The organism is Chryseobacterium polytrichastri, from assembly GCF_900142445.1.
In the GTDB taxonomy this organism is placed as follows: Bacteria; Bacteroidota; Bacteroidia; order Flavobacteriales; family Weeksellaceae; genus Chryseobacterium; species Chryseobacterium polytrichastri.
This window is the reverse complement of sequence record NZ_FRAV01000024.1, coordinates 1-26,494: the sequence shown is the minus strand read 5'-3', so window position 1 is coordinate 26,494 and position 26,494 is coordinate 1. Positions and strand designations below refer to the sequence as shown.

The window sequence follows — 26,494 nt, the reverse complement described above, 5'->3', positions numbered from 1 at the left end:
TTGATAAAATAAGTAGTTAATTGTAGATTAAAATATAAGCTTTTAAAATTTCTCGTAAGCATAGCCTAGCTTAAGATTAGGTATTAAAGAAAATTAGGATAAACGTTGAATTTTAGGAGAAACGATATTGAAAAAAGTTGTTAACACTCTATTTCCTGTGCCACATATACGGGTAATAATAATCATGGCAAAGATCCAATGACGTGGTATTTTTACCTCTGCATTCTTAGTAAAGTCAGGTTTATTATATATTCTACGAAGAGCAAATAATGAAAGAGTAATTGTCCAGTAACAGAAACGACGTATTCCTGATTCTGAATGAGGAATTATTAGTGTGTACTGTAATGCTTCGCGTAAGTTCTTGTAGGCAATACTAATCAGTTTTTTTTGAGCATTTTCATAAGATTCATTATAATTTTCAGGTTTGAGGGTATTGAGCTCAAGGCCATATATATCGCGGGGTAACCAGCAAAGTCCTTCTTCACGGTCTTCCCATTGATCATACAAAATGTTTATCGTTTGCAATGCCCTTCCAAATGAGATTGAAAGTTTTTTCATCTCGAAATAATGAGGTGCTAGCTCGGGGGTATAATCACAGAAAAGATCTGTTAGCATTTCGCCTACGACGCCTGCAGCATGATAGCAATAATCGTTCATTTCATCTAATGTTTCAAGCCCATTTAAGCTTCTTCGCTTCAAAAAAATTTGCATACCTTCCCACATAATACTTATACAGCGTTCAATTGCCTGCTGTTGTAACTGGGTGAAGGATTGTTTTATTTTTATCACCAATGCCAAATTAGACATAAGCTCACGCTCTGCTTCATTAGTTTCCGTAGATAATTGTGGTGCTAGCTCTAATGCAAATTCTTCTGCTTTTTCATGACCTGTAACAATTTCGACAAGCCTTCGCCCATAGTAGAATTTTTGATCTAAAGTTAGTGCGTTGTCATCTTCGATTGTATCCAATGTACGGGCTAAGAGATAGGCATTCATGACCACTCTGCGTAATGGTATAGGTAGCTCAGGAACTGTTAAGGCAAAAGTACGTGAAACACGGGGAAATAAGATTATTAAATAGTTTTCAGCTTGATCTAATGAAAAATCCTTATGTGTTTCTGGTGTGTTTTTTCTTTGCATAAAATAAATTTAATGTAAAATATCTATTTTGATGATAAATTTACATTAAAAAATCATTATTAATATGGATTATGTTTATCTCGCAATAATTCCAGAACTATGATCATTTGAACTTCCCGTTGCAGAAGACAGTACATTGATTTCTTTATTAAGCTTTAAAACGCCCATAAAAGCAAAGATCAGAGCTTCTTTATAATCTATTATCTCTTTTTCTGGAACGATGATTTCTGTAGTCGTTTTTTCTCTTATTTTTTCAATCAAATAAGTATTGAAAGTCCCACCACCTGTAAAGAGGATGTTTTTTAATTGATGTTCATTAATAACATCCGATATTTGTTGTGCTATATGTTCTGTGAATGTTGCTAAAATATCTAGGGTTTCAATATTTTGAAATAAAGGGAAAACATATTCATTACACCATTCAATACCCAATGATTTTGGATGAGCCTGTTGGTAAAAATCTAAAGAATTAAGTTGTTGTAATAGTTCTACATTGATGCTTCCTGTTTTTGCTAAATCTCCATTTTCATCAAAGCTTTTATTGAACTTTTGCACTAGCTTGTTCAAAACAATATTAACGGGCGCAATGTCGAAAGCAATTCTTTTGTTATTTATTTTTAAAGAAATATTAGAAAAGCCACCTAAATTAAGGCAAGCGTGATATTGAGAAAATAGCAATTCATCACCAATGGGAACTAAGGGAGCTCCATTTCCTCCCATCAAAACATCTTGAGATCGGAAATCATAAATTATAGGCAAACCAGTTATAATTTTAATAGCTCTTCCGTCTCCGATTTGTAAGGTGAATTTTTTTTTAGGTTGATGAAAAACCGTATGACCGTGAGAAGCGATCAGATCAATGTTTTTTAAATCAAATTTTTGAATGAAATCCTGAGTAAGCTTTCCTAAATAAAAACCATATTCCGAATGTAATTCTAATAATTCTTCTGCAGAAAGATGAATTGAATTTCGAAGTTTATCTTCCCAGTTTTCAGAATAGGAAATTGTTTCCGCCTGTATTATTTTAAAACTCCACGTTTCCTTTTTTTCGAATGTTGCATAGCAGATATCTAAACCATCCAAGCTGGTTCCAGACATTAATCCTATGGCATGAAAAATCATAGCGGGTATTTATTTTTTAGATTCAGATAACTTTTGTGTACTGAAGTTTCCGGAATTTTTATAGAAGGTATATTCAGAAAAGTCATCTTTTGCAGTCATACCATTGGCCCCGACTAAAGTAGAGCCGTCTTCCATTGTTACAAATACAGTGTCGTGAGTGTAAATTCTGTTTTTTCGCTGATCCCAAAAAATACTTTGCATGGCAAATTTTTGACCTTCATTTGTGGTAATTCTTACATTACCTTTTGCTTCGTAGAACTTTTTATATTCGAAAATTCGGGCATACTTTGCGGTGATTGTACCTGGAACTTTAGGTTTTTTCTTGTCGAAAAACTCAATGTTGATTCCTTTTTTGGCAACTGTATATGGGCTGTCTATCAATTCGTATTTTTCGATCATAGGAGCGAGCGCTTTCATGCTTATAAAACCGGAATCTCTTTGGATAATTTTAGCATTGTAAATGATCGTTGAAGGAAAGTTCTTACTTTGAACACTTTTATCTTTTGTAAGATCTTCTTCACAGGATGTTAATATAAAAAATATAGCACAACTTAAAAGGTATGCTATATTTTTATATGATCTGTTTTTAACAAACTTCATTTTAGTTATATAAAGTCTTTCTGAACCACTTATCAGCAAAGTTGAAACCTATTTTTAGGTTAATATAGTTTTGATTAATTAAGTTATTCTTAAGCGTTCCTCTTTTTCCAACTTCCAAACCAAGCTCAAGACCACTCATTCTTGTTATACTACTTGTTTTGAATGGAAGAAGTACACCACCAGAAATACCAAATTTGTTGATATTGGTTCCGGCAATCTGTAAACTTCCTTTTTCATAGAAAGCACCGTATCTGTAGACAACTCTTGAAAAATAATTTCTAAAGTTATTGTAGTTTGGTAAATACCAACCTCCTGCAGAAATTCTATAAGAATCTTGTAGATCTAAACTGTTTCCAAAATAAGAAATAGATTCTCCTCTTTTGTAATCTAACTGACCAGAAAAGAACCATTTATTTTCTTCACCATATCCTACACCCAAAGATGCCTGTAATGGTAAAAGGTTTTTAGAACTTGTACTTTTTTGTTCAATGATGCTCTCTCCAGCTTTTACTTCCCCAGTGGTGTAATAATAGGTACTGTTTTTATAATCAGTCATCATATTACTGGTATTTCCAAAAGTAGTAGTAGCCCCAATGGTAAGTTTACGGTCAGAACGAGAGTTTAGCTTTTGATAGCTTGCTCCTAAAGTAAAGTTGAAGTTTTTTATATTATTCTTGGTTTCATAACCATTGATTAATTCTGCATTAGAATAAGCAAGTTCGTTGGTATCATAAAGGTTACCAAAATAGTAATTTGCTCTTGCTCCTACTGAGAACTGATCTGCTATTTTATATGATAATGCAATCTGTGCCGTATTCAATGTTCCTGTTCCTCTGAATCTATTGGCAACAACTGTTCCGTCAGCCATTGTTTCAGAATTTAGGATATCGTAGCTTTTGGAGCTGTATGGCTGATAGGAAAGCCCCATTTTCACCTTTGGTGACAAAGGGAAAGCCAATGAAATATTTGATAAATACGTAGAATGTTTTGTAGACTTCGTATTATTATAATCAGTTTTGAAATAATTATTTTCGTTGGTAGCTTCCAGTCTTATACTTGTAAGCTCGAAATTGGTATTATTTGCAGGGTTTGCGAAGTTGAAACTACTTGTAAAGTCGCTTATATAAGCTGTTGAGATTCCTCCCATAGAAGTAGTTTCAATCGTATTATCATATTTTACATCTCCAATTCCGTAAGTTGCATAAGGTGAGTTACTCAAACTCTGCGCGTTAAGAAAATATCCAACCGATATGAATGATAGTACAAAGATTTTTTTCATTCTTTATTTTTAAAATAATGCGCAAATATCTTAAATATTAATGAATTGTAAAAGTTTCATGAGGTTAAAGTTTGTTAAGGGGCTATTTTTAAGTAAAAAGTGCAATATTTCTTAATAAAAATGTACTTTTTATTAAAGCAAAAAAGGCTGCTCATTGTATGAGAGCAACCTTTTATATAGTTTTAATTGAGATGAAAATTATTTTACTTGAAGTACAGATCTGGTGTGACTGAAGTTCTCAAAACTAAATTTCCCGTGATATTTCCCCATTCCTGAAGTTCCAACACCCCCAAAAGGTAAATGATGAGAGCCAACATGCACAATAGTACTGTTGATTTCAGCATCACCACTCGTTGTACGGTTTAAAATATCATCTGCAAATTTTTGAGATTCGGTGAATACATATAATGCTAATGGTTTCGGGCGATTGTTTATTTCTTCTAATGCTTCATCAATATCATTATAAGTTAGAATCGGAAGAATCGGTCCAAAAATTTCCTGTTGCATTACTTTATCATCCCAAGTCACATTATCCATTAAAGTAGCTTCGAAATGGCGGGTTTCAAGATCATAATTTCCCCCATAAATTACCTTGTCTGGAGCTGCTTGAAGATAGCCTGACAAATTTTTAATTTGATTCTGGTTAACAACCTTTCCAATTTTTCCTAATGATCCGTCAGGATATGTTGTTTTTAAATAGGCTTTAAATTTATCTACAAAAGCATCTTTTACAGATTCATGAATATAAATGTAATCTGGAGCCACACAGGTTTGTCCGCAATTAATCCATTTCCCGTAAGATATCTTTTGAACGGTTTTATCAAGATCTGCATCTTTATGAACGATGGTTGGTGATTTTCCTCCTAATTCCAATGTTAAAGGAATCAATTGTTCAGCAGCAGCTTTCATTACAATTTTTCCCACATTCGGACTTCCTGTAAAGAAAATGTAATCAAATGGAAGGCTTAATAATAGTGTGTTTTCTTCAATAGCTCCTTGAACTACGGCAACATAGGATTCATCAAATGATCCTTTTACAATGTCTTCCAGAACTTTAGCTACGTGAGGTGTATTTTCAGAAGGCTTTATGATAGCAGTGTTTCCAGCAATTAAAGCTCCGATAAGCGGACTGAAAGTTAACTGAACAGGATAGTTGAAAGGTCCAATAATATAATTCACACCATAAGGTTCATGAAGTATTTTACTCACGACCTCTGCCCCCGAGGCGTCTGGTTTAGATTCTACAAATACTGGTTTTGCCCATTCATCGATATTTTCTAAAAGATAATCCAGTTCACTGATTACAATTTGAATTTCTACATATTCCGCCTCTTTTCTACTTTTCCCCAAGTCTATATCTAAAGCTTCACAAAGAGCATCAGAATGATTCAGAAATACTTCACGGAATTTTCTTAGCTGTGCTTTTCTAAATTCAATATCTTTTGTTTGATGGGTTTTAAAGAAAGCTTTCTGTTTTTCAAATATTCCTCTGATTTTCTGTTCAAGTTGATTGTCCATATTATTTATTTTATGTGCGTATAATTTTTGTGGTTTGTCTTATTTAAAATTAAGACTTAAAAATCACTCTGCAAAAGTATTGTTAAAAATTATATTGTGTAAAATTTAATTTAAATTTTATTCTAATTCAATTATTGATATAGCCTATAATACACAGGATATCATCAATGGAAATTTAATGCCAATTGCTTTTTGATATATTAAATAGCGTTTAATATTCAGAAAATGAGCGGAGATTTTTTATCTTTGGAACATGAATTGGGAGAACATTGCCGGACAGGAAAATCTGAAAAAACTTCTTAGAGACAGTATCGCCGAAAACAGAGTGAGCCACGCCCAGCTTTTCATAGGAAAAGAAGGGTATGGGACATTGCCTATGGTTTTGGCGTATGCAAAAGAAATTTTAAAAGGTGAGAATGAGCACGCTGCCTCAAAAGTGGAGCATTTAAACCACTTGGATTTGCATTTTAGTTTCCCGGTTTTTACGGATAACAGAAACTCTTTAAGCAAAAATAAGTTTGAAGAATTTAGAGAAATGATCATGGCTTCACCTTATGCAAGCTATGATGATTGGACGGCTTTTCTGGAGTCTGAAAACAAACAGCTTTTTATTTCTGCTGATGAAGTGGATGATCAAAACCAAAAATTTGCTCTTAAAAGTTTTGAAGGAGGAACTAAAATTTTGATTGTCTGGAGAGCAGATAAAATGAACATTGCGGCTTCCAATAAGTTCCTTAAATTTTTAGAAGAGCCACCTGCAAAAACAATTATTCTTCTTACAGCTGAAGATATTAATGATATTCTTCCAACTATTCTTTCCAGAACACAGGTTGTGGAGATCCCAAGAATTAATGATAATGATATAGAAAGTTATCTTAAAAAGAATTTTTCTGTATCCGATGATAAGGTAAAAGAAATCGTTCATGAAGCGCAGGGAGATTTAAATGATGCCATTAAACTGCTGAACTCCGGAAACAAAAGTGATGAGTTTGAAAAGTTATTTGTTCAATGGGTTCGTGATGCTTTTATGGTAAAAAAGAAACCTCAATTTCTTAAAAGTATCATTCTTTGGGCAAGAGAAATTGCTGGATGGAACAGAGAAAAACAAAAAAACTTTTTGAACTACTGCTCTGAAATTTTCAGATTGGCATTGCTTCAAAATTATCAATCAGAAGGCTTGGTATATAAGAAGATTAATGCGGATGGTTTTAATTGGACCGGATTTTCAAAATTCATCAGTGGGGCAAATATTGAAAGTATTCTGGAAGAAATTTCAACAGCAGATTTACATTTAACCCGAAATGGAAACCCTAAAATTATCTGGACAGATCTGGGGATAAAATTATCAAGATATATTCATAAAAGCACATAAATAGAAACTCCGACGTGATTGTCGGAGTTTTTTTAATTTTATCTAAAACATTTATCATTCACCCATAACACAATTTTCTTTTTACATTAATGTTTTGGGAATAGTCTCTATTTAAAATGGATAATTCAATAGATATAATTAATAATGTTTTATTCGTATCAGTTTAATTTTATTTAACTTAGATGGACTAATTTTCAGGGTATTACATTAGCGAAAATTAAATTTTCATTAAATAATCAATCAAACGTTTGATTATTTCAAAATCTTGTGTAAATTTGCGCCTTGAAAAATGAGAGTATAATGATTTCAAAAGAAGAAAATATCTTATTCGCCGCAGAAAAAATCTTTGCTGAAATGGGTTTCGAAGGAGCCTCTACCAGAGAGATTGCTAAGGCTGCGAATGTGAATATTTCTATGATATCTTACTATTTCGGTTCTAAAGAAAAGCTGTATGAAAAATTGGTGGAATACAGAATGAGTGAAGGGCAATTCTTTTCAAAAGATATTTTGGAAAGAACCGACATTAATGAATGGGAAAAGATAGAAAAAATAGTGGATCAGTTTGCAGGAAAAGTAAGACACAACCAATGCTTTTACAGAATCATGCAAAGAGAGCAATTGTATGCAAAAAATCCTCAGATTCTGGAGTTTTTGAAGCAGACAAAAATGGGATTTATCGCCATGTACTCGAAAATATTAGAAAGTGGCCTGAAGAATGGCGTTTTTACGAAAAACCCTCCAATCTATCTGCTACATTCTACAGTAAGTGGAACTTTATTTTATGCATCAAACGCTAAGGAAATGTATAAAGAATTCCTTAATGATACTGAAGACGACGAGGTTTTTGACGAGAAATACTACACAGAACTTAATAAACATACTAAATATTTACTAAAAGACCTTTTGGGTTATGAAGAGAATAAATAATTCAGTTATTGCACTTTCTCTATTTATAGGAATGGCAAACACAAATGCTCAGGAGAAAAAACAACTCACCCTTGATGAAGCTGTGCAGTTGGGAATCCAAAACAGCAAGAGCCTTAAGATTGATGCGGCTAAAATAGAAGAAGCTACCGCTGATCTTTTGGAAGCAAAGAACAAGCAACTTCCAGAATTAAAAGTTTCGGGGAGCTATATGTATCTACCAATTAAGCCGAATATTGATTTAAAAATTCCTGGTGTCTCAGCAGCAGGAGGTCCGGATGTTCATCAGGTGGCTTATGGATCTGTGAATCTTAGTGTTCCGATTTATAATGGTGGAAGAATTAAATATGGGATACAGTCTGCAAAATACTTGGTGGAAGCATCGAAATTAAGTACAGAGAATGATAAAATAGCAATTGCTTATAACGTTGCTCAGGCTTATAATAATTTATTTAAAGCAAACCAATCTATCAAAGTTTTAGAAGAAAACCTTACCGCTTCTCAAAAAAGAGATGATACTTTTCTTAAACTAGAAAACAACGGAGTTATTGCTAGAAATGACCGTTTAAAGGCAAACCTTCAGACTTCAAATATCGAATTGCAATTATTGGAAGCCAAAAACAACTACAATATTGCCAACATCAATATGGACCTTTTATTAGGATTAGCTGATAATACTGAAATTGAAGTAGATCAAAATTATATTGACGAAGGTGCTGAAGTAAAAGCAGTTGACTTTTATGTAAATGAGGCCAGAGAAAACCGTAAAGATTTAAAGGCTTTAGCTCAACAAAGAAAAGCAGCTGAGTTGGGATCTAAATCGGCAAAAGCTGAAAACCTTCCTTCAATAGCATTCACAGGTGGTTATGTAGCGGCAGACATTCCAAAATTCCTTACCCTTTACAATGCGGTAAATGTTGGGGTTGGGATTTCTTATAATCTGTCAAATCTTTGGAAAGAAAATTCTTCATTAAGACAGTCTCAGGCTAGAGAAAAGCAGTTAGCTGCCAATGATGAATTATTGAATGACAACATTAAGCTTGACGTTAACAGAGAATATCAAAACACAGATTACTCTAAAAAGAGAATCGTAGTGTATGAAAAAGCTGCTGAGCAGGCTAATGAAAACTACAGAATTACAAAAAATAAATATGATAACGGTTTGGCTACTATGACCGAATTGTTAGATGCGGATGCAGCACAAATTTCATCAAATGTTGGCGTTATTAATGCAAAAGCAGATGCAGCATTGGCATACAGAAAACTATTACAAACTACAGGAACTTTAACAATTAAATAAGATTAAGACCAAAAATGGAAAATAATAATACACCAGTAACTGAGCCTAAAAAGAAAAAGAGTTTAGTTTTCCCAATCATTTTAGCGGTTGTCGTAGTAGTGGGAGGGATCTACGGATACAGAACATATTCTTACGGACAATTTCATGAAGAGACTGATGATGCTCAAATTGCTTCAAACATGAGCCCTGTGATTTCTAAAGTTTCAGGATATGTAACGCAGATAAAAGTAAAAGATAATCAGTTAGTTAAAAAAGGAGATACTTTGGTTATCCTTGATAACAGAGATCAAAAAATGGCTTTGGTGCAAGCTGAAGCAGCTTTAACAACTGCAAAAAGCAATATTTCAAACGCTCAGGCAAGCACAACAGCAACATCTAAAAATATAGGAAGTTCAGAAGCAGCTGTTACAACAGCAAATGCTCAAATTGAAGCCGCAAAAGTAAACGTTTGGAAAACCAATCAGGATCTAAAAAGATATTCTGTTTTGGTAAAAGACCACTCAATTACAGAACAACAATACGAGCAGGCTCTAGCTGCAAAACAATCTGCAGACAGACAATTACAGGTTTTGGTTGATCAGAGAAATCAAATTGCTCAACAAACGGGCATCGCTTCTTCTCAGACAGCTGCAAGTTCTCAACAAATCAGTGTTGCAGGTTCAGTAGCTAAACAAAGAGAAGTTGATGTAGAAAATGCAAAACTAAATCTTTCTTACACTATTATCCTTGCTTCAGAAGACGGATATGTAGGGAAAGTTCCAATCCAGGTAGGACAGTATTTACAGGCAGGATCTCAGTTATTCAGCTTAGTTAAAAATGACCAAAAATGGGTGGTTGCTAACTTTAAAGAAACTCAGGTTGATAAAATGGTAGAAGGTCAGAAAGTAAAAATCGAAATCGATGCTTTCCCAGATACAGAATTTGATGGAGTCGTAAGTTCATTCTCTCCGGCTACAGGTTCTACATTCTCTATTCTTCCTCCGGATAACGCGAGTGGTAACTTCGTAAAAGTAGTACAAAGACTTCCTGTGAAAATAGACTTTGTAAAACTGGATCCAAACATTGCTAAAAAGCTAAGAACAGGAATGAACGTGAAAGCCGAAGTTTCTTTGAAATAATATTTAAATAGGTGGATTGTCAATTTTGCTGAAGCAAGTCAATTGTGAATAGAAAATGAAGCAGAAAAATTGATGATGAAGTTGGAGGCCGATCTTGTGGAAGGATTCAGTGATGAAGAGGGAAATGAGGTAATGAAGATGATATTGCAGATGGAGTTCAATGCAGAAGTATAATGAAGCAGAAAACTGATAGAGAAGTTGATATCGGCTTTGTAGATGAAAATCAATGATGAAGTTGGAAAATGAAGTAGTAAAATTGACAATGGAGTTGATTAATAATTGACAATTCACTTTTAAAAAATAATTAAAAATAGTAAGGAATTAAGGGATTTAGAAATTGATGGTTGATTTGAATTATTTACATATGTAATACCTAAATAATTTACAGCCGAGTAGGCTCATCAATAGGAACGGGCTTTAGCCCGTTTAACAAAAAGATTGAAATTTCAATTGGCTTTAGCCAAAACAGAGTATTAATCTTAATCCTTAAAAATCAAGCAAAAATTTTAATAAAGAACAAAGTTAGTTCGTAAAAAACTTGTTCTGATTTCTAAAATTTCTAGACCTCATAATCTCTTAATTTTTTAATACCTATAAAAAAACTATGGAAGATTCATTAGTAGAATATGGAGCCCGAAGAGTGATCATTACGATCACAGCTATTCTTTGTGCTTTGCTTGAAATTGTGGATTCCACGATTGTGAACGTTGCCCTGAACGAGATGAAAGGTAACCTGGGATCTACACTTTCTGAAGTGGGTTGGGTAATTACGGCGTATGCCATTGGTAACGTAATTGTGGTGCCAATGACGAGTTGGCTTTCTCAACAGTTTGGACGAAGAAATTACTTTGCAGCTTCTATTATCATTTTTACCGTGTTCTCGTTTTTATGTGGTAATGCAGATAATATTTGGGAGTTGGTATTCTTTAGATTATGTCAGGGAATTGGAGGTGGAGCCTTATTGGTAACATCGCAGACCATTATTACAGAATCTTATCCTATTGAAAAAAGAAGTATGGCTCAGGCTATTTATGGTTTGGGAGTAATTATTGGTCCAACATTAGGTCCACCATTAGGAGGGTATATTGTTGATAATTTCAGTTGGCCATATATTTTCTATATTAACATTCCAATCGGGATTGCAGCAACTTTAATGACATTACAGTTTATAAAAAGTCCGAAATATGCTGAAAAACGTAAAGCTTCGGATGTAGACTGGTTAGGAATTGCTTTATTGGCAGTTACCGTAGGTTCATTACAGTATATCTTAGAAAGAGGTCATGAAGAAGACTGGTTTGCAAGTGGATGGATTGTACTATTTACTGTAACAGCAGTGTTAGGATTTATATTATTCCTTTGGAGAGAGCTTACGTTCAAATATCCGATTGTAGAACTGAGGGTTTTGAAAAACAGTAACTTAAGAATCGGAACGGTCATGTCCTTTGTATTAGGATTTGGGTTGTATGGTTCAACATTTATTGTTCCTTTATATACTCAGAGTATCTTGGGATGGACGGCCTTAGAATCAGGAGCATTAATGATTCCGGCGGCATTAACAACCGCTTTCATGATGCCAATTATTGGTAAGTTGCTTTCGAAGGGAGTAAAACAACAGATCTTGGTTTCTTTAGGATTATTTACGTTCTTCGTTTATAGTTTCTGGGGATATAAAATTCTAACTCCGGACACTGGTAAAGATGCATTCTTCTGGATGTTGATGGTAAGAGGAGCAGGATTAGGATTATTGTTTATTCCAATTACCTCTTTATCATTAAGTACTTTGAAAGGTCAGGAAATTGGACAAGGAGCAGCATTTACAGGGATGATGAGACAGTTGGGAGGATCTTTCGGGATCGCGGCTATCACCACATTTATTGCAAATGCCAGCCAGAAATACAGAGTTAATTTGGTCTCCCATTTAGATTCCAACGACTTTGATGTCCAGCAAAGATTAGCAGGATTAAAGGCAAGCTTCATGGCAAAAGGGATGACTCCCGATGCAGCAATGAATGCAGCGTATAAAATGCTTGATCTTTCGGTCACCAAACAGGCAACGGTATTATCTTATATGGACGTTTTCCTTTATTTAGGAATTGCTTTCCTAGTTTGTATTCCGTTTATCTTATTAGTGAAAGAACGAAAAAGCAAAGAAAAAATAGATTTAAGTGGTGTACACTAAATGATATTGAAATAAATACAAATCCTCCGAAAACTTTCGGAGGATTTTTTTTGGTCAAGGCTTTACAATAAAGAAGATGCTTAGAATTGTTTATTATTGAACGATTAGTATTAGCGATGTCATCCTGAGCGGAGCCGAAGGATCTAAACCTAATAATCTTAACAACTTAACAAAACCTTAATGGTTCAAAACTATCATTTAATTCTCGCCTTCCATTCAATCCCACTAATATCAATTAATTTCAACGTATGAATCTTATCTTTTTGAGCCATAAGATCATCGATATTAACGGTTAAATCAGCTTTCGCTCCAAGTGGTATAATCAAGCTATGTTTACCATTTTTCACTTTGGCCACATAATGATTGTTGATGTTTTCCTTTGAAAACTTTGAAAGTTCGGCATGATCTAATGCTTTTAAAACATCTCCTTTTTCATTTAAAATATGGATTCCGATAAGGAAAGATCCATAGACATCTACGCCCTCTGTTCTATAAACTTCAAACTTTAAATTTGAATTGTTAAGCGAAATATTAGAAATTTCAATTTTAGGTTTTATCGATTTATTATGCAAAGTTCCCCAAACGCCTCCATGAAAATATTGATTGGTGTAAAGCGTAAGTCCGAAAATTAAAAGGGAACCTGTCAATACAAAAAGTTTAGGATTCAAGATAGGAAATATGCCGGAGCCTATCCATTTAAACCACTTTTTCTGAGTAAACTTAAAGCCTTTTTTCAGGAAATAATGATCCAATGAATAAGAACCACTTCCTGTTAGAAATAAGGTAAATCCGCCCGCAATTCCCAGAACACCAATTTGCCATTCATCCAGACAGGTTGTTCCTATCCAGCCTGAACCTAATAAGATTCCCATGGCAAGACCAAAAATCCCGATGCTCATTAATCTGGTGAATAAACCTAAAATAATAAATAATCCTACCACTGCTTCAACAATGGTAAAAGTCATCATATAAGTATGCAGAGTTTCTGGATGGGTCACCAAATATTCGATGAGCGGTTTGATGCCTAAAGCATTGGGTAAAAAATGATTAAATTTTTCTCCGATATATCCTGCTTCATCAGGATCGAGTTTGTTTTCGAGAACGAGTCTGCGCCAAAAGGCTGAGAAGTAAGTCCACCCGATAACCATTCGGATCGACAACGTATATAAACCAGCCATATCAGTAGGCTGATTGGTACTATTTTTCATTGAATTGATATTTTACTAAATAATTGATTGTTAAAAAATGATCTATGAACTGAATCTAGACTAAATTTAACCTCAATTGTTTAAATAAAATATATTTTGGGGGACTGTTTCCGCTAGTGGTTGCGGAATATTTGTTTTGAAAAATAGTATCCTCAGAAAAATTGGAAACTGATGTTAATTGAAATGAGAAAGTTTCTTTAAACTTGAAATCTGCTTTTGAAACAGAAGTCTTTGAAGAGAAATTTTGATGAACAAGATCACATTGTACTGTTGGGCTAACTGTAGTTTTTACTTTGTTTAAAGTACTGATATGTTGAATATCGAAAACACCCAGAAGATCTCTTTTTACAGAACATGGAGATAATGAAAAAGACAAAAGTAGAATGACTACAATTGTTTTATAAAAATTACTATATGTTCTGGTGCCTGGCATCTTTACAAAACTACGGTTTATTTAGAGAATAGTTTAAAGTTTATTTTTATTTGAATATGACAGCTAAACTGTCATTAGTCATTTCAATTTCTTTATAAATTTTACTAAGCTTATCACGATCCGTTTTATACAAATACTTTTTGAATTTGAAAGCTTGAACTTTTGAAAGTAGTTGTTGAAAATTAAAATTATTAAGTTCTTTATTAGTGTAAAATATGCTAGAAATTCCACCTGTTTTCGATGAAATTTCTCTTGATGCCTTAGTATCAATTGGTTTTGCTTTCTCTTTTTTGAAAACAAGATCGCCATTTTCATCCATTGCTTTTGGAGAAATAGTGAAGTCCTTAGGAGTAATAATAACGGAACTGATTTTTATTTCATTGTTATTTGCTTCCTCAATAGGAATGTTTAGAGGATATGCGTTGATAGGATATGTGATTCCATCAGAAAATATAAATATGGATTTATTAGATTTCTCATTTTTTAATGACAATAAGCCATTCAATAAAGCATGAGGAATATTGGTGCCAGGTTTTAAGTTATAGGGGCTGAAATTTATCCTATCAATTGCAGCAATTAATTTCTTTTGATCTTTTGTAATTGGACATATTAAATAGGAGTTTCCCGCAAAAACAACTATCGAAAATGCCTGATTTTCCTTTTTATATGTAACTGCGTTTTTTAATAAATCTTTTAATACAGTTATTCTGTCAGGTTCAAAGTCTTTGGAAATCATAGAAAGTGAAGCGTCTACTACTAGAGCTATATTTTGCTGAGGAAGCTCTTTTTTTGTTTCAGAAATTTTAGACTTATTACAGCTCAGAATTAAGAACATAAATAAAAAAGAAAAATATTTCATAAATGAATAAGTATTTCAATCGCTAAAATACTTATTTAAGTATTTATATCAAAATATGGTTTTTCGTCAAAACAACTACAACCAAACTCAATTTGGCTACTTTTAACTCATGACTTCTAAGCAACTTTGCAGTATAAAATTTACCATCATGCAAAAGACAATTTTTATTACAGGTACCTCATCAGGTTTAGGAAAAGCAACTGCAAAATTATTTCAAAGCAAAGGTTGGAATGTGATTGCAACGATGAGAAAGCCTGAAGTGGAAACAGAACTTACCCAATTGGAAAACGTAACGGTGCTGAAGCTTGATATAGCCAACCCGCAAGAGCTTACAAAAACGATTGATTACGTTCTTAGCAATTATGAAATAGATGTTGTTCTCAACAATGCAGGATACGGATTGGTAGGGCCTTTGGAGGCTTTTACAGACGAACAGATCAAAACGCAGATTGAAACCAATTTAATGGGTGTAATTCGTATTACGAAAGGTTTTACTCCTTATTTCAGAGAGAGAAAAAAAGGTGTTCTTATTAATATAACTTCAATTTTTGGGTTAATAGGTTTTCCTACATGTTCTATTTACAGTGCAACAAAATTTGCGGTTGACGGATTTTCAGAAAGTATGGGATATGAATTGGCGCAATTTGGAGTTCAGGTAAAAGTAGTGGCTCCAGGAGGAATACAAACTGATTTTGCCGGACGATCTTTAGACGGAGCGCAACATAAGGCATATCAGAAATTAATGGATAAAGTTCAGGAAGGATATAGCCCCGAACAGATTGCAAATTATTCAAAACCGGAAGATATTGCCTATGTTATTTATGAGGCAGCTACAGACGGAAAAGATCAGTTAAGATATGTTGCGGGAAAAGATGCAAATACTTTATACAGCGAAAGAACTGAAATTGGTGCTGAAGCTCAGGTACAGAAAATAAAGTCAGGTTTTGTATTTTAACAGTTGAATGGTCAATTATGAATTCGCCTTGCTTGTGAATGTATTGAGTATATTTTCAGATTCACCATTAACAATTCACTTGCGAAGCAAAATTCACCAATAATTCTTCTTTCCTTACAAACACTTATCCCATTCTCATCTTATATTTGTAGTATGAAAACCAGCCAGTCACCCATTCATTTTAGATCTTTGTCGGCTTTGCATAAGGCGATGGGAAAACCCGTTCCACAGCATCCGCTGATCAGTATTATGGACTATGGAGAAGTTCATTTTAATCCTGCAGACTTTGAGCATGGAATGAAGACAGATTTCTATAAAATTTCTTTTAAAACAAAATTTAACGGTAAGATCCGATACGGACAAGGATATTACGATTTTCAAGAAGGAGGATTGTCTTTTGTGGCACCCGGGCAAGTGCTGAGGTTGAATAGTGGAGAAACCAATTATAGCGGAATGTCATTACATATTCACCCGGATTTTATCAGACCTTATTCTTTACTTAAAAAAATAAAAGACTATGGTTTCTTTTCCTATTCTGCGGCAGAAGCTTTATATCTTTCTGAAAAAGAAAAGAAAACAATTACTGATGTTTTTGAAAATATTCAGAATGAATTGAATGAACGGATAGACCAATTCAGCCAGGATGTTATTATTTCTCAGATCGAATTATTGTTGACGTACAGCAATCGTTTTTACAACCGCCAGTTTATCACCAGAAAATCAGCCAATAATGATCTGTTGTCTAAAATGGAGGATTTATTAAATGATTATTTTGATAAAGAAAAAGAAATAAAAGGGCTTCCGACTGTAGAATATCTAGCTTCACAACTCAACCTTACACCAAGATATTTGAGTGATATGCTTCGCCATCATACAGGACAAAATGCGCAACAGCATATTCACGATAAACTGATTGAAAAGGCTAAAGAATATCTTTTTGAATCTCATTTTTCAGTTTCTGAAACGGCGTATCAATTGGGGTTTGAACATCCACAATCGTTCAGTAAATTATTTAAAAAGAAAACAGAACTTACCCCCAACGAATACAAACAATCACTTCAAAATGTAAACAATCCATCAGAATAATCTTGCTAAGTCTAAAGAATAGAGATCTTAAATTTTTAAAACGTTTCAAATTCAATAAAGTACACTTCATGGTTTAATTTTGTTTGTTCGTGTAAAAACATATTTCTGATTATAGGACAATATTTATCTTTACAAAATTATAGATACAAAAAGACCTAGGTTGTTATTCAGTGTATGTTAAAAAAATTAAAGAAAAGAGAGAAAATAATAAAGTCAGTTACTAAAAAGAGACTGCTTATTTATATGATCTCTATATTTACCTATTATTTGTTTTCTTATCTGATAGACCCTTTCGGAACCTACTGGGAAACCTATTCTTCACCCAATGGGCTTACTATTTTGTACGACTTTTTATGGTGCTTCTTTTTATGCATCATTATTTGTGAAATCAGTTTATTGATAGATAAAATTCTCAACAAAAAAATTGAATGGACCAACCAACCTGGGAAAAGATTATTCCTACAGGCTTTCTTTCATATTATTGTGAGTATCGCATTTGTTATTATTTTTAATTTGATTTTCCTAAATACTTTCGAAAATTTATCCCGTTCACAGCAGTACAAAGAGTATTCATGGCTTAGCCAATGGGTTGCTACAGATGTTGTGGTATCGCTTATTATTAGCGCAATTCATACAGGTGATTTTTTACTCACCAACTGGAAAAAAACATCAATGGAAGCCGCGCAACATAAACTTACAGCGCTTCAGCACAAACAGGCAGCTATGGCGGCTGAACTTCAATCGCTTAAATTACAGATAGATCCTCATTTTATTTTTAATAATCTGAGTGTTCTTTCCGAACTTATTTTACAAGACCAACAGCTTGGATATGAATATTCTGAAAATTTCGCTAAAGTCTACCGCTATCTTCTCGTTAATTCAAAGAAAGATGTAATTGCGCTGGATGACGAACTGAAATTTTTGGATTCCTATATTTTTCTTACCAAAAAAAGAATTGGGGATGGAGTCGTATTTACAATTAATGTAGGTGAAGAATTTTCTAAGGCATTAATCCCTCCTTTAACCTTACAGTTTTTAGTTGAAAATGCAATTAAACATAATCAAACCACAAAGACTAATCCTCTACATATAAATATTTATACCACGAAAGACGAATATTTAGTGGTTCATAATACCTTGCTTCCTCTTCTCACTAAAGCGGAATCGTCTGGTGTGGGTATTAGAAATATTATCAGCAGATTTGAACTGTTAAGTGACAGGAAGCCGCTACTTATAAAAACTGAAAAAGACTTCATCGCAAAAATCCCATTATTATGAAACTCAATACAATTTTAATCATTGAAGATGAAAAACCTAATGCAGATCGTTTAAAAAGGTTGCTTTTGAAATTACGTCCTGTAGTGGAAATCGTATCGGTGGAAGAATCTGTAGCTTCATCTGTAGCTTGGCTTACAACTCATGAACATCCCGATCTTATTATGATGGATATACGGTTGGCAGATGGTTTGAGTTTTGAAATTTTCAATCAGATTGAAGTAAAGTGTCCTGTAATTTTTACAACGGCTTATGATGAATATGCAGTAAAAGCTTTTAAGTATAACAGTATTGATTATCTTTTGAAACCTGTGGAGGAAGAAGAATTAGATACTGCTTTAAAAAGCTATGAGAATATTCTGGAAAAGATACCAATGGTAAGCACTGCAATTGAAGGGTTGATGAATTATATGCAGCCTAAAGAATATAGGAAACGCTTTCTTTTGGCGCATAGAGAAGGATACAAAGCTGTATTGATAAACGATATCTCTTTCTTTTGTACAGAGCTCGGAGTCTGTAAAGCAATACTTAACAATGGAAATGTTGAGGTTGTTCCTCAAACGTTGGAAGAATTGGAAAAACAGTTAGATCCTGCCTTGTTTTTTAGGGCCAACAGACAGTTTATTATTCATATTGATTCTGTAAGTCAGGTTTATAATCTCTTTAATAATAAATTGAAAGTAGAAATAAAAAAGCATTCTGATATTGAGGTTATTATTAGCAGAGAAAAAGCGCCTTTATTTAAATCCTGGATGGAATATTAGCGTAGGAGTTTCTGAGTTACTCTTTGGCTACGATAAACCTCATCGAAGCTATTTAAACTTTTAAAATATTCTATTTTCATTATTCATTTCGGTGGCTATTCGGTTAGGAATTTAGTCTGAATTTCTGATGCATGGTAATAAGCTACGATTACTCTATTTTTATTGATTTCTTTACTCTAATTCTTTAATTTTAAAGGCTTGATTTCTTCAATATTTGCCTGTTTTCTTTTCATTTTGGGTATCCAACATTTCAAAGCCTATTATTGTCGGTTCACTAAGATTTTCAACTTTTCTACCTTGTTTAATAAGTTATTTTGCCAAGGATTAAAAGGAAAATTAAATCATTATGAACTATAAAATAAGTTATGCTGCATCGGTCATTGCATTGGCAACTGTGATGTATTCCTGCCATTCAGGCGATAAACAAAATGAAATACCTCAGGCTGTAGCATTGCCTACAGATTTCATTCAGCTTAAAAACGGAGATGCCGATATTTCTACAGGATACCCCGGGAGTATAGAAGGAAAAGATAACGTGGAAATCCGTGCGCAGGTAACGGGATATCTGGAAGCTGTTTATGTAAAAGAAGGACAATATGTGAATAAAGGGCAAACCCTTTTCAGAATCAATCCTTCTGTGTATAATCAGGAAGTAACAAGCAGTACCGCAGCGGTAAAAACAGCTGAAGCCAATCTTGCAACGGCTAAACTGGAAGTTGAAAAGTTAAAACCTCTTGTAGCGGGTAAAGTAGTTTCTGAGATGCAGTTAAGAACGGCGCAGACGGCTTATCAGTCGGCGGCGGCTCAGGTAACTCAGGCAAAATCGGCGTTAGGATCTACCCAGATCAATGCGAATTTTACGAATATTAAAGCTCCCGTTAGCGGATATATTGGCAGGATACCCAATCGTATTGGAAATCTTATTTCACCTTCGGCTACAGCACCGTTAACTACGCTTTCTGATATCAATACGGTGAATGTTTATTTCTCGATGAATGAAGCAGATTATATTAGACATTCCAAGGCTTTATTAGATAATAATACAGGAATGGTGGAGCTTTTACTAGCGGATGGATCAACTTACACCTACAAAGGGAAATTAGAATCTGCCAGTGGAAATATTAATGCCAATACCGGAAGTATGCAGATGAAAGCTGTATTTACAAATCCTGATAAATTGTTGAGAGCAGGCGGAACAGCAAGAGTAATGGTACATCAATTTATGAACGGAGTGGTTAAACTGCCTAAAACTGCGGTGAAAGATATTCAGGATAAATTTTTCGTCTATAAACTGAGTGTGGGTAATAAAGTGATCATGTCTCCTGTAGAATTTTCGGGAGGTACTGCCAATGATTATTTCGTAGCGTCAGGGGTAAAGGCAGGCGATAAGATTGCCATTAACAGGGTAGATGTTCTTACTGAAGGTGCCCAGGTAGTTCCTAAGGTGGTTCCTGTAAAATAATCTCACAATAATGTATTCATTTCTAGAAAATTAAATAATGCTTAAAAAGATAATAGATCGCCCTGTATTGGCAACGGTAATATCACTTATCATTGTTATACTCGGTATCATAGGGCTTAATCAATTAGCGGTAACAAGATTTCCGGATATCTCACCTCCTACGGTAATGGTATCAGGATCTTATCCTGGTGGAAACAGTGAAACGGTTGTCCGTTCGGTAGTAACGCCTCTGGAAGAACAAATAAACGGGGTGGAAGATATGCAGTACATGAAATCTACTGCAAGTAATGACGGAACATTTTCTATTTCGGTCATTTTTAAACAAGGGGTTAATGCTGATCAGGCTGCGGTAAACGTGCAGAACAGAGTGCAGCAGGCCACGCCTATTTTACCACAGGAAGTCATCCGGATGGGGCTTACCACCTCTAAGCAGCAGAATAGTATGATCATGATGTTTAATATTTATACGGATGACAATTCTAAATATGATGAGGTCTTCCTGCAAAACTTTTCCAACATCAATATTATTCCGCAAATTAAAAGGGTTAAAGGAGTGGGGCAGGCACAGGTGTTTGGTTCCAAAGACTATTCGATGAGAATCTGGTTGAATCCGCAGAAAATGTCATCTTACGGATTATTGCCTTCTGATATTTCAACTGCAATAGCCAATCAAAGCTTAGAAGCTGCTCCCGGAAAATTGGGAGAGGAATCTAAAGCGGCCTTAGAATATGTCATCAGATACAAAGGGAAGAAAAATAAGCCGGAGCAATATGATAATATTATTGTAAAAAATGATGGAACGAATATCATCCGTCTTAAAGATGTAGCAAGAGTGGAGTTCGGATCTATTTCCTACAGCGGCGATAATATTGTTAATGGCAAAAATGCAGTTACTGTGGGGATCTTACAAACTACAGGTTCTAATGCCAACGATATTGAGGTGGAGGTAACCAAGTCTCTTGATCAAATTTCAAAATCTTTTCCGCCAGGTATAAAATATTCGAAAATGATCAGCACCAAAGAAAGGCTGGATGAAGCAACGGGGCAGGTAAAATCTACGTTGATAGAAGCTTTTATTCTTGTGTTTATTGTGGTATTTATATTTCTGCAGGATTTCAGATCTACCATCATTCCGGCGATTGCTGTTCCGGTAGCGATTGTGGGGACGTTTTTCTTCCTGTTAGTGTTAGGATTTACCATCAATGTATTAACGTTATTTGCCTTAGTACTGGCCATTGGTATTGTTGTAGATGATGCCATCGTAGTGGTTGAAGCGGTTCACAGTAATATGGAAGGAACTGATCTTACCGGTAAAGAAGCAACTCATAAAGCGATGAGTGAGATTACGGGGGCAGTTATATCCATTACTTTGGTGATGTCTGCGGTATTTATCCCGATTGGATTTATGACAGGATCTGCAGGGATATTTTATAAGCAGTTTGCCTATACGTTAGCGATTGCCATTATTATTTCAGCTGTCAATGCATTAACATTAACGCCTGCTTTGTGTGCGGTATTCCTTAAAAATAATCATGCAGAAGGACATGGGGAGAAAAAAGGATTCGGGCAGAAGTTTTCTACCGCATTTAATGCAAGTTTTAACAATTTAACCAACAGATATGTAAAAGGAGTCCGATTTTTAATTACTAAAAAATGGCTGGGCGCCGGCATAGTAGTCGTAATAATTGGCTTGGCAGCTTGGTTAATGACGAGCACTTCAAAAAGTTTTGTTCCCATGGAAGATGATAGCTTATTTATTTACAGCATCAGTATGCCACCGGGAACAGGATTAACGAAAACTACAGAAGTGGCAGATAAGGTCAATAAGATTTTAAAAGGGGTAGAAGCCATTCATGAAAATGTTTCTATCACAGGGTTTAATATTTTGAGCAATAGTACAGGACCCGCTTATGCTGTTGGATTTGTGAAATTAAAACCTAAAAAAGAAAGGGGAGCAATTAAGGATATTGATGCCATTCTGGAAGTTGTTAATGAAAAATTAGCGGTTGTTAAAGAAGGAAGTATAATGACCATCAGAATGCCTCCTGTTGAAGGCTATGGAATGACGAGTGATGCTGAAATTATGCTTCAGGACCGTATGGGAAGAGATCCCAAAGTATTGAAAGCGAAAGCCGACGAAATTATAGGACAGTTAATGCAAACTCCCGGAGTTGCCTATGCGTACACCATGTTCCGTGCAGATTATCCGCAGCTTGAGCTGGAAGTAGATGAAGATAAAGCAGAACAGTTAGGCGTAAGTGTAGCCAGTCTTTTAGGAACGGTTCAGACGTATTTCTCAGGAGACCAGTCACAGAATTTCTCAAGATTTGGTAAGTTTTACAGAGTAAATATTAAAGCAGACGGAGTGTACAGAATGGATGAGCAGGCCTTCAATGATATTTTTGTTAAAAATGATAAAGGAGAAATGGTTCCTGCCAACACGCTGATTTCGCTGCATAAAGTATATGGACCCGAATCGGTAAGCCGATATAATCTTTACAATGCTTTAAGTATTAATGTAAGCCCAAAACCGGGGGTAAGTAATGGACAGTTAATGGGTAATCTTGAAAAAGTGTTAGACAAATTACCTTCGGATTACAGCTACGAATGGACGGGTTTAAGTTTAGAAGAAAAATCTTCGGGCAATCAAACGATGATGATTTTAGGACTGTGTTTGCTTTTCGTTTACCTGCTTTTATCTGCACAGTACGAAAGTTACATCCTTCCTTTGGCGGTATTATTATCCATCCCGACGGGTATTGTCGGAGCCTTTTTGGGAATTAAAGCCATCGGTTTAGATAATAATATTTATGTACAGATCGGATTAATTATGTTGATTGGTCTATTGGCAAAAAATGCCATTCTGATTGTTGAATTTGCCGTACAAAGAAGGCAGTCCGGTTTATCCATACTTGAATCTGCATTGGAAGGAGCAAGATCAAGACTTCGCCCGATTATCATGACATCACTGGCATTTATTGTGGGAATGATTCCCTTAATGTTATCAGGAGGAGGAATGGCAGCAGGGAATAAATCCATCAGTGTAAGTGCTGCGATGGGAATGCTGAGCGGTGTGATATTGGGGATTTTTGTAATTCCTGTTTTGTATATGTTTTTCCAATATGTGGATGAAAAAATATCCTCTAAAAAACAAGTAATTGTTTCACATAATAATTCAACAGATGAGAATAATTAATATAAAAAATATCCTTGTAACAGGTACAATGGCGGCATTAGTGGTGTCTTGTACTGTGGGGAAAAAATATACACGAACGGAGCTTGCTATTCCTCAACAGTATAATAATTCTGTACAGGTAACCGGAGATAGCATTTTACTTCCTTGGAAGATGTTTTTCAAAGATCCAAAATTAACTGGTTTGATTGATAAAGCTTTACATAAAAATAATGACGTAGTGAATGCGTTAAAAACAATGGATCAGCTGGATCTGGCATACAAACAAGCCAGACATTCTATGATGCCTACCGTGGATGTAAGTGCAGGAGCCAATAGAAGTTGGGCATCAGGAAATTCATTGAACGGATCGTTGAATCAACAATTTTCAGGACAGAAGTATATTGATGATTTTAGTGCAACCATAAGACTGTCATGGGAAGTTGATATTTGGGGGAAAGCTAAAATGCAAAGAGAATCTGCCGCTGCAGACTATTTTTCGCAAAGAGAAAACCTGAATGCGCTTAAAACAAGAATCATTGTGCAGGTAGCACAGGCCTATTATAATTTGGTAAGCCTGGATGAACAGTTAAAAATAGCCGAGAAAAACATTGAACTGAGTGACCGTACACTTCAGATGATGAATCTGCAGTTTAATGCCGGACAGATCAATTCGTTGGCTATTCAACAATCTGAAGCACAAAAGAAAACGGCCGAACTGCTGATTCCTTTAGCCAAACAGAATATTTCGGTGCAGGAAAATGCTTTAAGTATTCTTTGCGGAGAATATCCAACTCAGGTCTCTCGTGGAGAAAATCTTAAAAGTATGATGTTCGAAAATACATTATCTGAAGGAATTCCAGCTGAGTTACTCAGTCGCCGTCCGGATGTAAGAGCTGCAGAATTTGCGGTAATTAGCCTTAATTCAAAAACGGGATTGGCGAAAGCGGCGATGTATCCCAGTCTTAGTCTGACACCACAAATTGGGGTGAATTCCAGTAAGTTTAATACGTGGTTTGATCTTCCCGGATCACTCACCAAAACGGTTGCTGCCAATCTTGCGATGCCGCTTTTACAGAAAAAACAATTGAGTACGGCCTATAAAACAGCCATTATTGAGCAGGAAAAATCTGCGGTAACTTTTAAGCAAACGGTAATGACAGCAGTTGCTGAGGTTTCTGATGCTATGGCAAAATCTAAAGGAACTTCTGAACGATTGGCTTTACTGTCACAACGAACACAAATTTTAGAGAAAGGAATTAATGATGCCCTGAAATTATATAAAAATGGGATGGCGACTTACCTTGACGTAATAACTGCTCAAAATAATAAACTCCAGAACGACTTAGAATATATTAATGTGGTTCAGGAAAAGCTTATTGCAGAAGTAGATCTCTACAGGGCTTTAGGAGGTGGAACGAATTGATGTTTGACAATGAAGGAGGTTATGGTTATAGGTTTTTTCTAAGTCCTGAAGTAATTCAGGGCTTTTTTTATTCAGGTAAAAAGGATGTTTTGATACATTATGGATGCTACTGACAGGTAGTTGTCACAATACAGTTATATCTTTATACATTAAAACTAAACAATGAGTCAGAATAATTTCGACGAAATCATAAAACGTTCTCTTGAAATCAGAGAGAAATACCACCAACTGGAAATTCAGCAGAATGGTAAAGAATGGACCTTAGAACAAGATGCTTTGGCTTATCTTACAGATGCAGGTTTGGTAGGGCGAAATATCATGTCACATGAAAAGACATGGACAAAAGCAAACTCCAGAGAAGAACTCGAGCATAAATTAGGTGAAAATATCTGGTGGTTGATTATATTAGCAGACCGAACCGGTATTGATATAAAAGATGCCTTAGAAAATTTTTTAACGAAGACCGAAAATATATTGAAATGAGTTATTGTTCAGCAATAGAAGGAATGCAGCCCGAAAGCAGAAAAGAGCTTCACAAAAAATACCATGATCACCATTACGGATTTCCGATTCATGATGATAATGAATTATTCGGAAGATTAATTATGGAGATCAATCAGGCAGGGTTGAGCTGGGAAACGATATTAAAGAAAGAAGAGAGTTTCAGAACTGCATACGATAATTTTGATATTCAAAAAGTAGCTGCTTATACAGAACAGGATCGTGAAAGATTGTTGAGTGATCCGGGAATTATCAGAAATAAATTAAAAGTAAACGCTGCCATCGAAAATGCGAAAACCATCATCGCGTTACAAAAAGAATTCGGCTCATTTGAAAAATGGCTGGAGCATCATCATCCCAAAACATTAGAGGAATGGATGAAAATATTCAAAAAAACATTCAAGTTTACAGGTGGAGAAATCGTCAATGAATTTCTAATGAGTATCGGATTTTTAAAAGGATGTCATGAAGAAAGCTGCCCTGTGTATCAGGATGTTTTAAAGCATAATCCGATGTGGAATAAGATCTAGACTTCTGTTAAAATGCTTCGACTTCGTTCAGTATGACATCGCTAAAAAAGAACGTTATCATAAAAGCGTTAGTATTAGAACTGTCATGCTGAGCAAAGTCGAAGCATCTCATTTTATTTACAGTAAGTTTTGACTAAAGTCAATTGGAGGTATTTTAAAATGAAAACGGGCTAAAGCCCAATGTCATTAAGTTAGTGTATTTCATAAGCTATTTCGTTGATTTTTAGGAACTATTGGTTTTGCTCTTGCTCTGTATTTACCAATATTCCTT

Annotated in this window: 22 protein-coding genes; 14 read left to right on the top strand and 8 right to left on the bottom strand. The window is 34.8% G+C overall.

What is annotated here, in order from left to right; all coding sequences use genetic code 11:
- Positions 1 to 93 precede the first annotated feature (93 nt).
- The 5 genes from BUB80_RS14875 to mdlD form a co-directional block, all read right to left on the bottom strand.
- Positions 94 to 1,140 carry a squalene/phytoene synthase family protein gene (locus BUB80_RS14875; protein ID WP_083547174.1) on the bottom strand — a complete coding sequence of 349 codons (1,047 nt, stop codon included), beginning with the start codon at positions 1,138 to 1,140 and terminating at the stop codon, positions 94 to 96.
- Positions 1,141 to 1,215: 75 nt separating this feature from the next.
- Entirely contained in the window at positions 1,216 to 2,262 is a 1,047-nt protein-coding gene (locus BUB80_RS14870; RefSeq protein WP_073294199.1) for an anhydro-N-acetylmuramic acid kinase, read from the bottom strand.
- A 9-nt stretch (positions 2,263 to 2,271) separates the two neighbouring features.
- Positions 2,272 to 2,862 carry an LPS export ABC transporter periplasmic protein LptC gene (lptC, locus tag BUB80_RS14865; RefSeq protein ID WP_073294197.1) on the bottom strand — a complete coding sequence of 197 codons (591 nt, stop codon included), beginning with the start codon at positions 2,860 to 2,862 and terminating at the stop codon, positions 2,272 to 2,274.
- A 1-nt stretch (position 2,863) separates the two neighbouring features.
- Positions 2,864 to 4,141: a hypothetical protein gene (locus BUB80_RS14860; RefSeq protein ID WP_073294195.1), complete on the bottom strand. Its 1,278-nt coding sequence runs from the start codon at positions 4,139 to 4,141 to the stop codon at positions 2,864 to 2,866.
- Between the two features lie 198 nt (positions 4,142 to 4,339).
- Entirely contained in the window at positions 4,340 to 5,659 is a 1,320-nt protein-coding gene (gene mdlD, locus BUB80_RS14855; protein WP_073294193.1) for an NAD(P)-dependent benzaldehyde dehydrogenase MdlD, read from the bottom strand.
- A gap of 253 nt (positions 5,660 to 5,912) precedes the next feature.
- Between mdlD and BUB80_RS14850 the strand changes: the two genes are divergently transcribed.
- The 5 genes from BUB80_RS14850 to BUB80_RS14830 all read left to right on the top strand — a co-directional run bounded on the left by BUB80_RS14850 (position 5,913) and on the right by BUB80_RS14830 (position 12,552).
- A complete protein-coding gene (locus BUB80_RS14850; RefSeq protein ID WP_073294191.1) occupies positions 5,913 to 7,031 on the top strand; it encodes a DNA polymerase III subunit in 1,119 nt (372 codons plus the stop codon).
- Between the two features lie 300 nt (positions 7,032 to 7,331).
- Complete coding sequence (locus tag BUB80_RS14845; protein ID WP_073294189.1) at positions 7,332 to 7,958, top strand: TetR/AcrR family transcriptional regulator; 627 nt, start codon at positions 7,332 to 7,334, stop codon at positions 7,956 to 7,958.
- Entirely contained in the window at positions 7,942 to 9,255 is a 1,314-nt protein-coding gene (locus BUB80_RS14840) for a TolC family protein (protein WP_073294187.1), read from the top strand. The genes BUB80_RS14845 and BUB80_RS14840 overlap by 17 nt, the downstream gene beginning before the upstream one ends.
- Positions 9,256 to 9,269: 14 nt before the next feature.
- Entirely contained in the window at positions 9,270 to 10,373 is a 1,104-nt protein-coding gene (locus BUB80_RS14835) for an HlyD family secretion protein (RefSeq protein WP_073294185.1), read from the top strand.
- Positions 10,374 to 10,977: 604 nt separating this feature from the next.
- Positions 10,978 to 12,552 carry a DHA2 family efflux MFS transporter permease subunit gene (locus BUB80_RS14830; protein WP_073294183.1) on the top strand — a complete coding sequence of 525 codons (1,575 nt, stop codon included), beginning with the start codon at positions 10,978 to 10,980 and terminating at the stop codon, positions 12,550 to 12,552.
- A gap of 194 nt (positions 12,553 to 12,746) precedes the next feature.
- Here the strand turns inward: BUB80_RS14830 and BUB80_RS14825 are convergent, their stop codons facing one another.
- The 3 genes from BUB80_RS14825 to BUB80_RS14815 are packed head-to-tail and all read right to left on the bottom strand — an operon-like array spanning position 12,747 to position 15,052.
- Positions 12,747 to 13,760: a TQO small subunit DoxD gene (locus tag BUB80_RS14825; protein ID WP_073294181.1), complete on the bottom strand. Its 1,014-nt coding sequence runs from the start codon at positions 13,758 to 13,760 to the stop codon at positions 12,747 to 12,749.
- Positions 13,761 to 13,815: 55 nt separating this feature from the next.
- Positions 13,816 to 14,193 carry a hypothetical protein gene (locus BUB80_RS14820; RefSeq protein WP_073294179.1) on the bottom strand — a complete coding sequence of 126 codons (378 nt, stop codon included), beginning with the start codon at positions 14,191 to 14,193 and terminating at the stop codon, positions 13,816 to 13,818.
- A gap of 46 nt (positions 14,194 to 14,239) precedes the next feature.
- A complete protein-coding gene (locus BUB80_RS14815) occupies positions 14,240 to 15,052 on the bottom strand; it encodes a vWA domain-containing protein (protein ID WP_073294177.1) in 813 nt (270 codons plus the stop codon).
- Positions 15,053 to 15,200: 148 nt separating this feature from the next.
- Between BUB80_RS14815 and BUB80_RS14810 the strand changes: the two genes are divergently transcribed.
- The 9 genes from BUB80_RS14810 to BUB80_RS14770 all read left to right on the top strand — a co-directional run bounded on the left by BUB80_RS14810 (position 15,201) and on the right by BUB80_RS14770 (position 26,223).
- Positions 15,201 to 16,007, top strand: a complete 807-nt coding sequence (locus tag BUB80_RS14810; protein WP_073294175.1) for an SDR family oxidoreductase — start codon at positions 15,201 to 15,203, stop codon at positions 16,005 to 16,007.
- Between the two features lie 153 nt (positions 16,008 to 16,160).
- A complete protein-coding gene (locus tag BUB80_RS14805; protein ID WP_073294173.1) occupies positions 16,161 to 17,093 on the top strand; it encodes a helix-turn-helix domain-containing protein in 933 nt (310 codons plus the stop codon).
- 243 nt (positions 17,094 to 17,336) lie between these two features.
- Complete coding sequence (locus BUB80_RS14800) at positions 17,337 to 18,371, top strand: sensor histidine kinase (protein WP_228433832.1); 1,035 nt, start codon at positions 17,337 to 17,339, stop codon at positions 18,369 to 18,371.
- Positions 18,368 to 19,132, top strand: a complete 765-nt coding sequence (locus tag BUB80_RS14795) for a LytR/AlgR family response regulator transcription factor (protein WP_073294169.1) — start codon at positions 18,368 to 18,370, stop codon at positions 19,130 to 19,132. The genes BUB80_RS14800 and BUB80_RS14795 overlap by 4 nt, the downstream gene beginning before the upstream one ends.
- 346 nt (positions 19,133 to 19,478) lie before the next feature.
- A complete protein-coding gene (locus BUB80_RS14790) occupies positions 19,479 to 20,594 on the top strand; it encodes an efflux RND transporter periplasmic adaptor subunit (RefSeq protein WP_073294167.1) in 1,116 nt (371 codons plus the stop codon).
- A 37-nt stretch (positions 20,595 to 20,631) separates the two neighbouring features.
- Positions 20,632 to 23,790, top strand: coding sequence for an efflux RND transporter permease subunit (locus BUB80_RS14785; protein WP_073294165.1), 3,159 nt, complete (start codon positions 20,632 to 20,634; stop codon positions 23,788 to 23,790).
- Positions 23,777 to 25,192 carry an efflux transporter outer membrane subunit gene (locus tag BUB80_RS14780; protein ID WP_073294163.1) on the top strand — a complete coding sequence of 472 codons (1,416 nt, stop codon included), beginning with the start codon at positions 23,777 to 23,779 and terminating at the stop codon, positions 25,190 to 25,192. The genes BUB80_RS14785 and BUB80_RS14780 overlap by 14 nt, the downstream gene beginning before the upstream one ends.
- 162 nt (positions 25,193 to 25,354) lie before the next feature.
- Positions 25,355 to 25,675 (top strand): MazG-like protein, encoded by a 321-nt coding sequence (locus BUB80_RS14775; RefSeq protein WP_073294161.1) that lies wholly within the window; start codon positions 25,355 to 25,357, stop codon positions 25,673 to 25,675.
- A complete protein-coding gene (locus BUB80_RS14770; RefSeq protein WP_073294159.1) occupies positions 25,672 to 26,223 on the top strand; it encodes a DNA-3-methyladenine glycosylase I in 552 nt (183 codons plus the stop codon). Before BUB80_RS14775 ends, BUB80_RS14770 begins: the two co-directional genes overlap by 4 nt.
- The last annotated feature ends 271 nt before the right edge of the window (positions 26,224 to 26,494 follow it).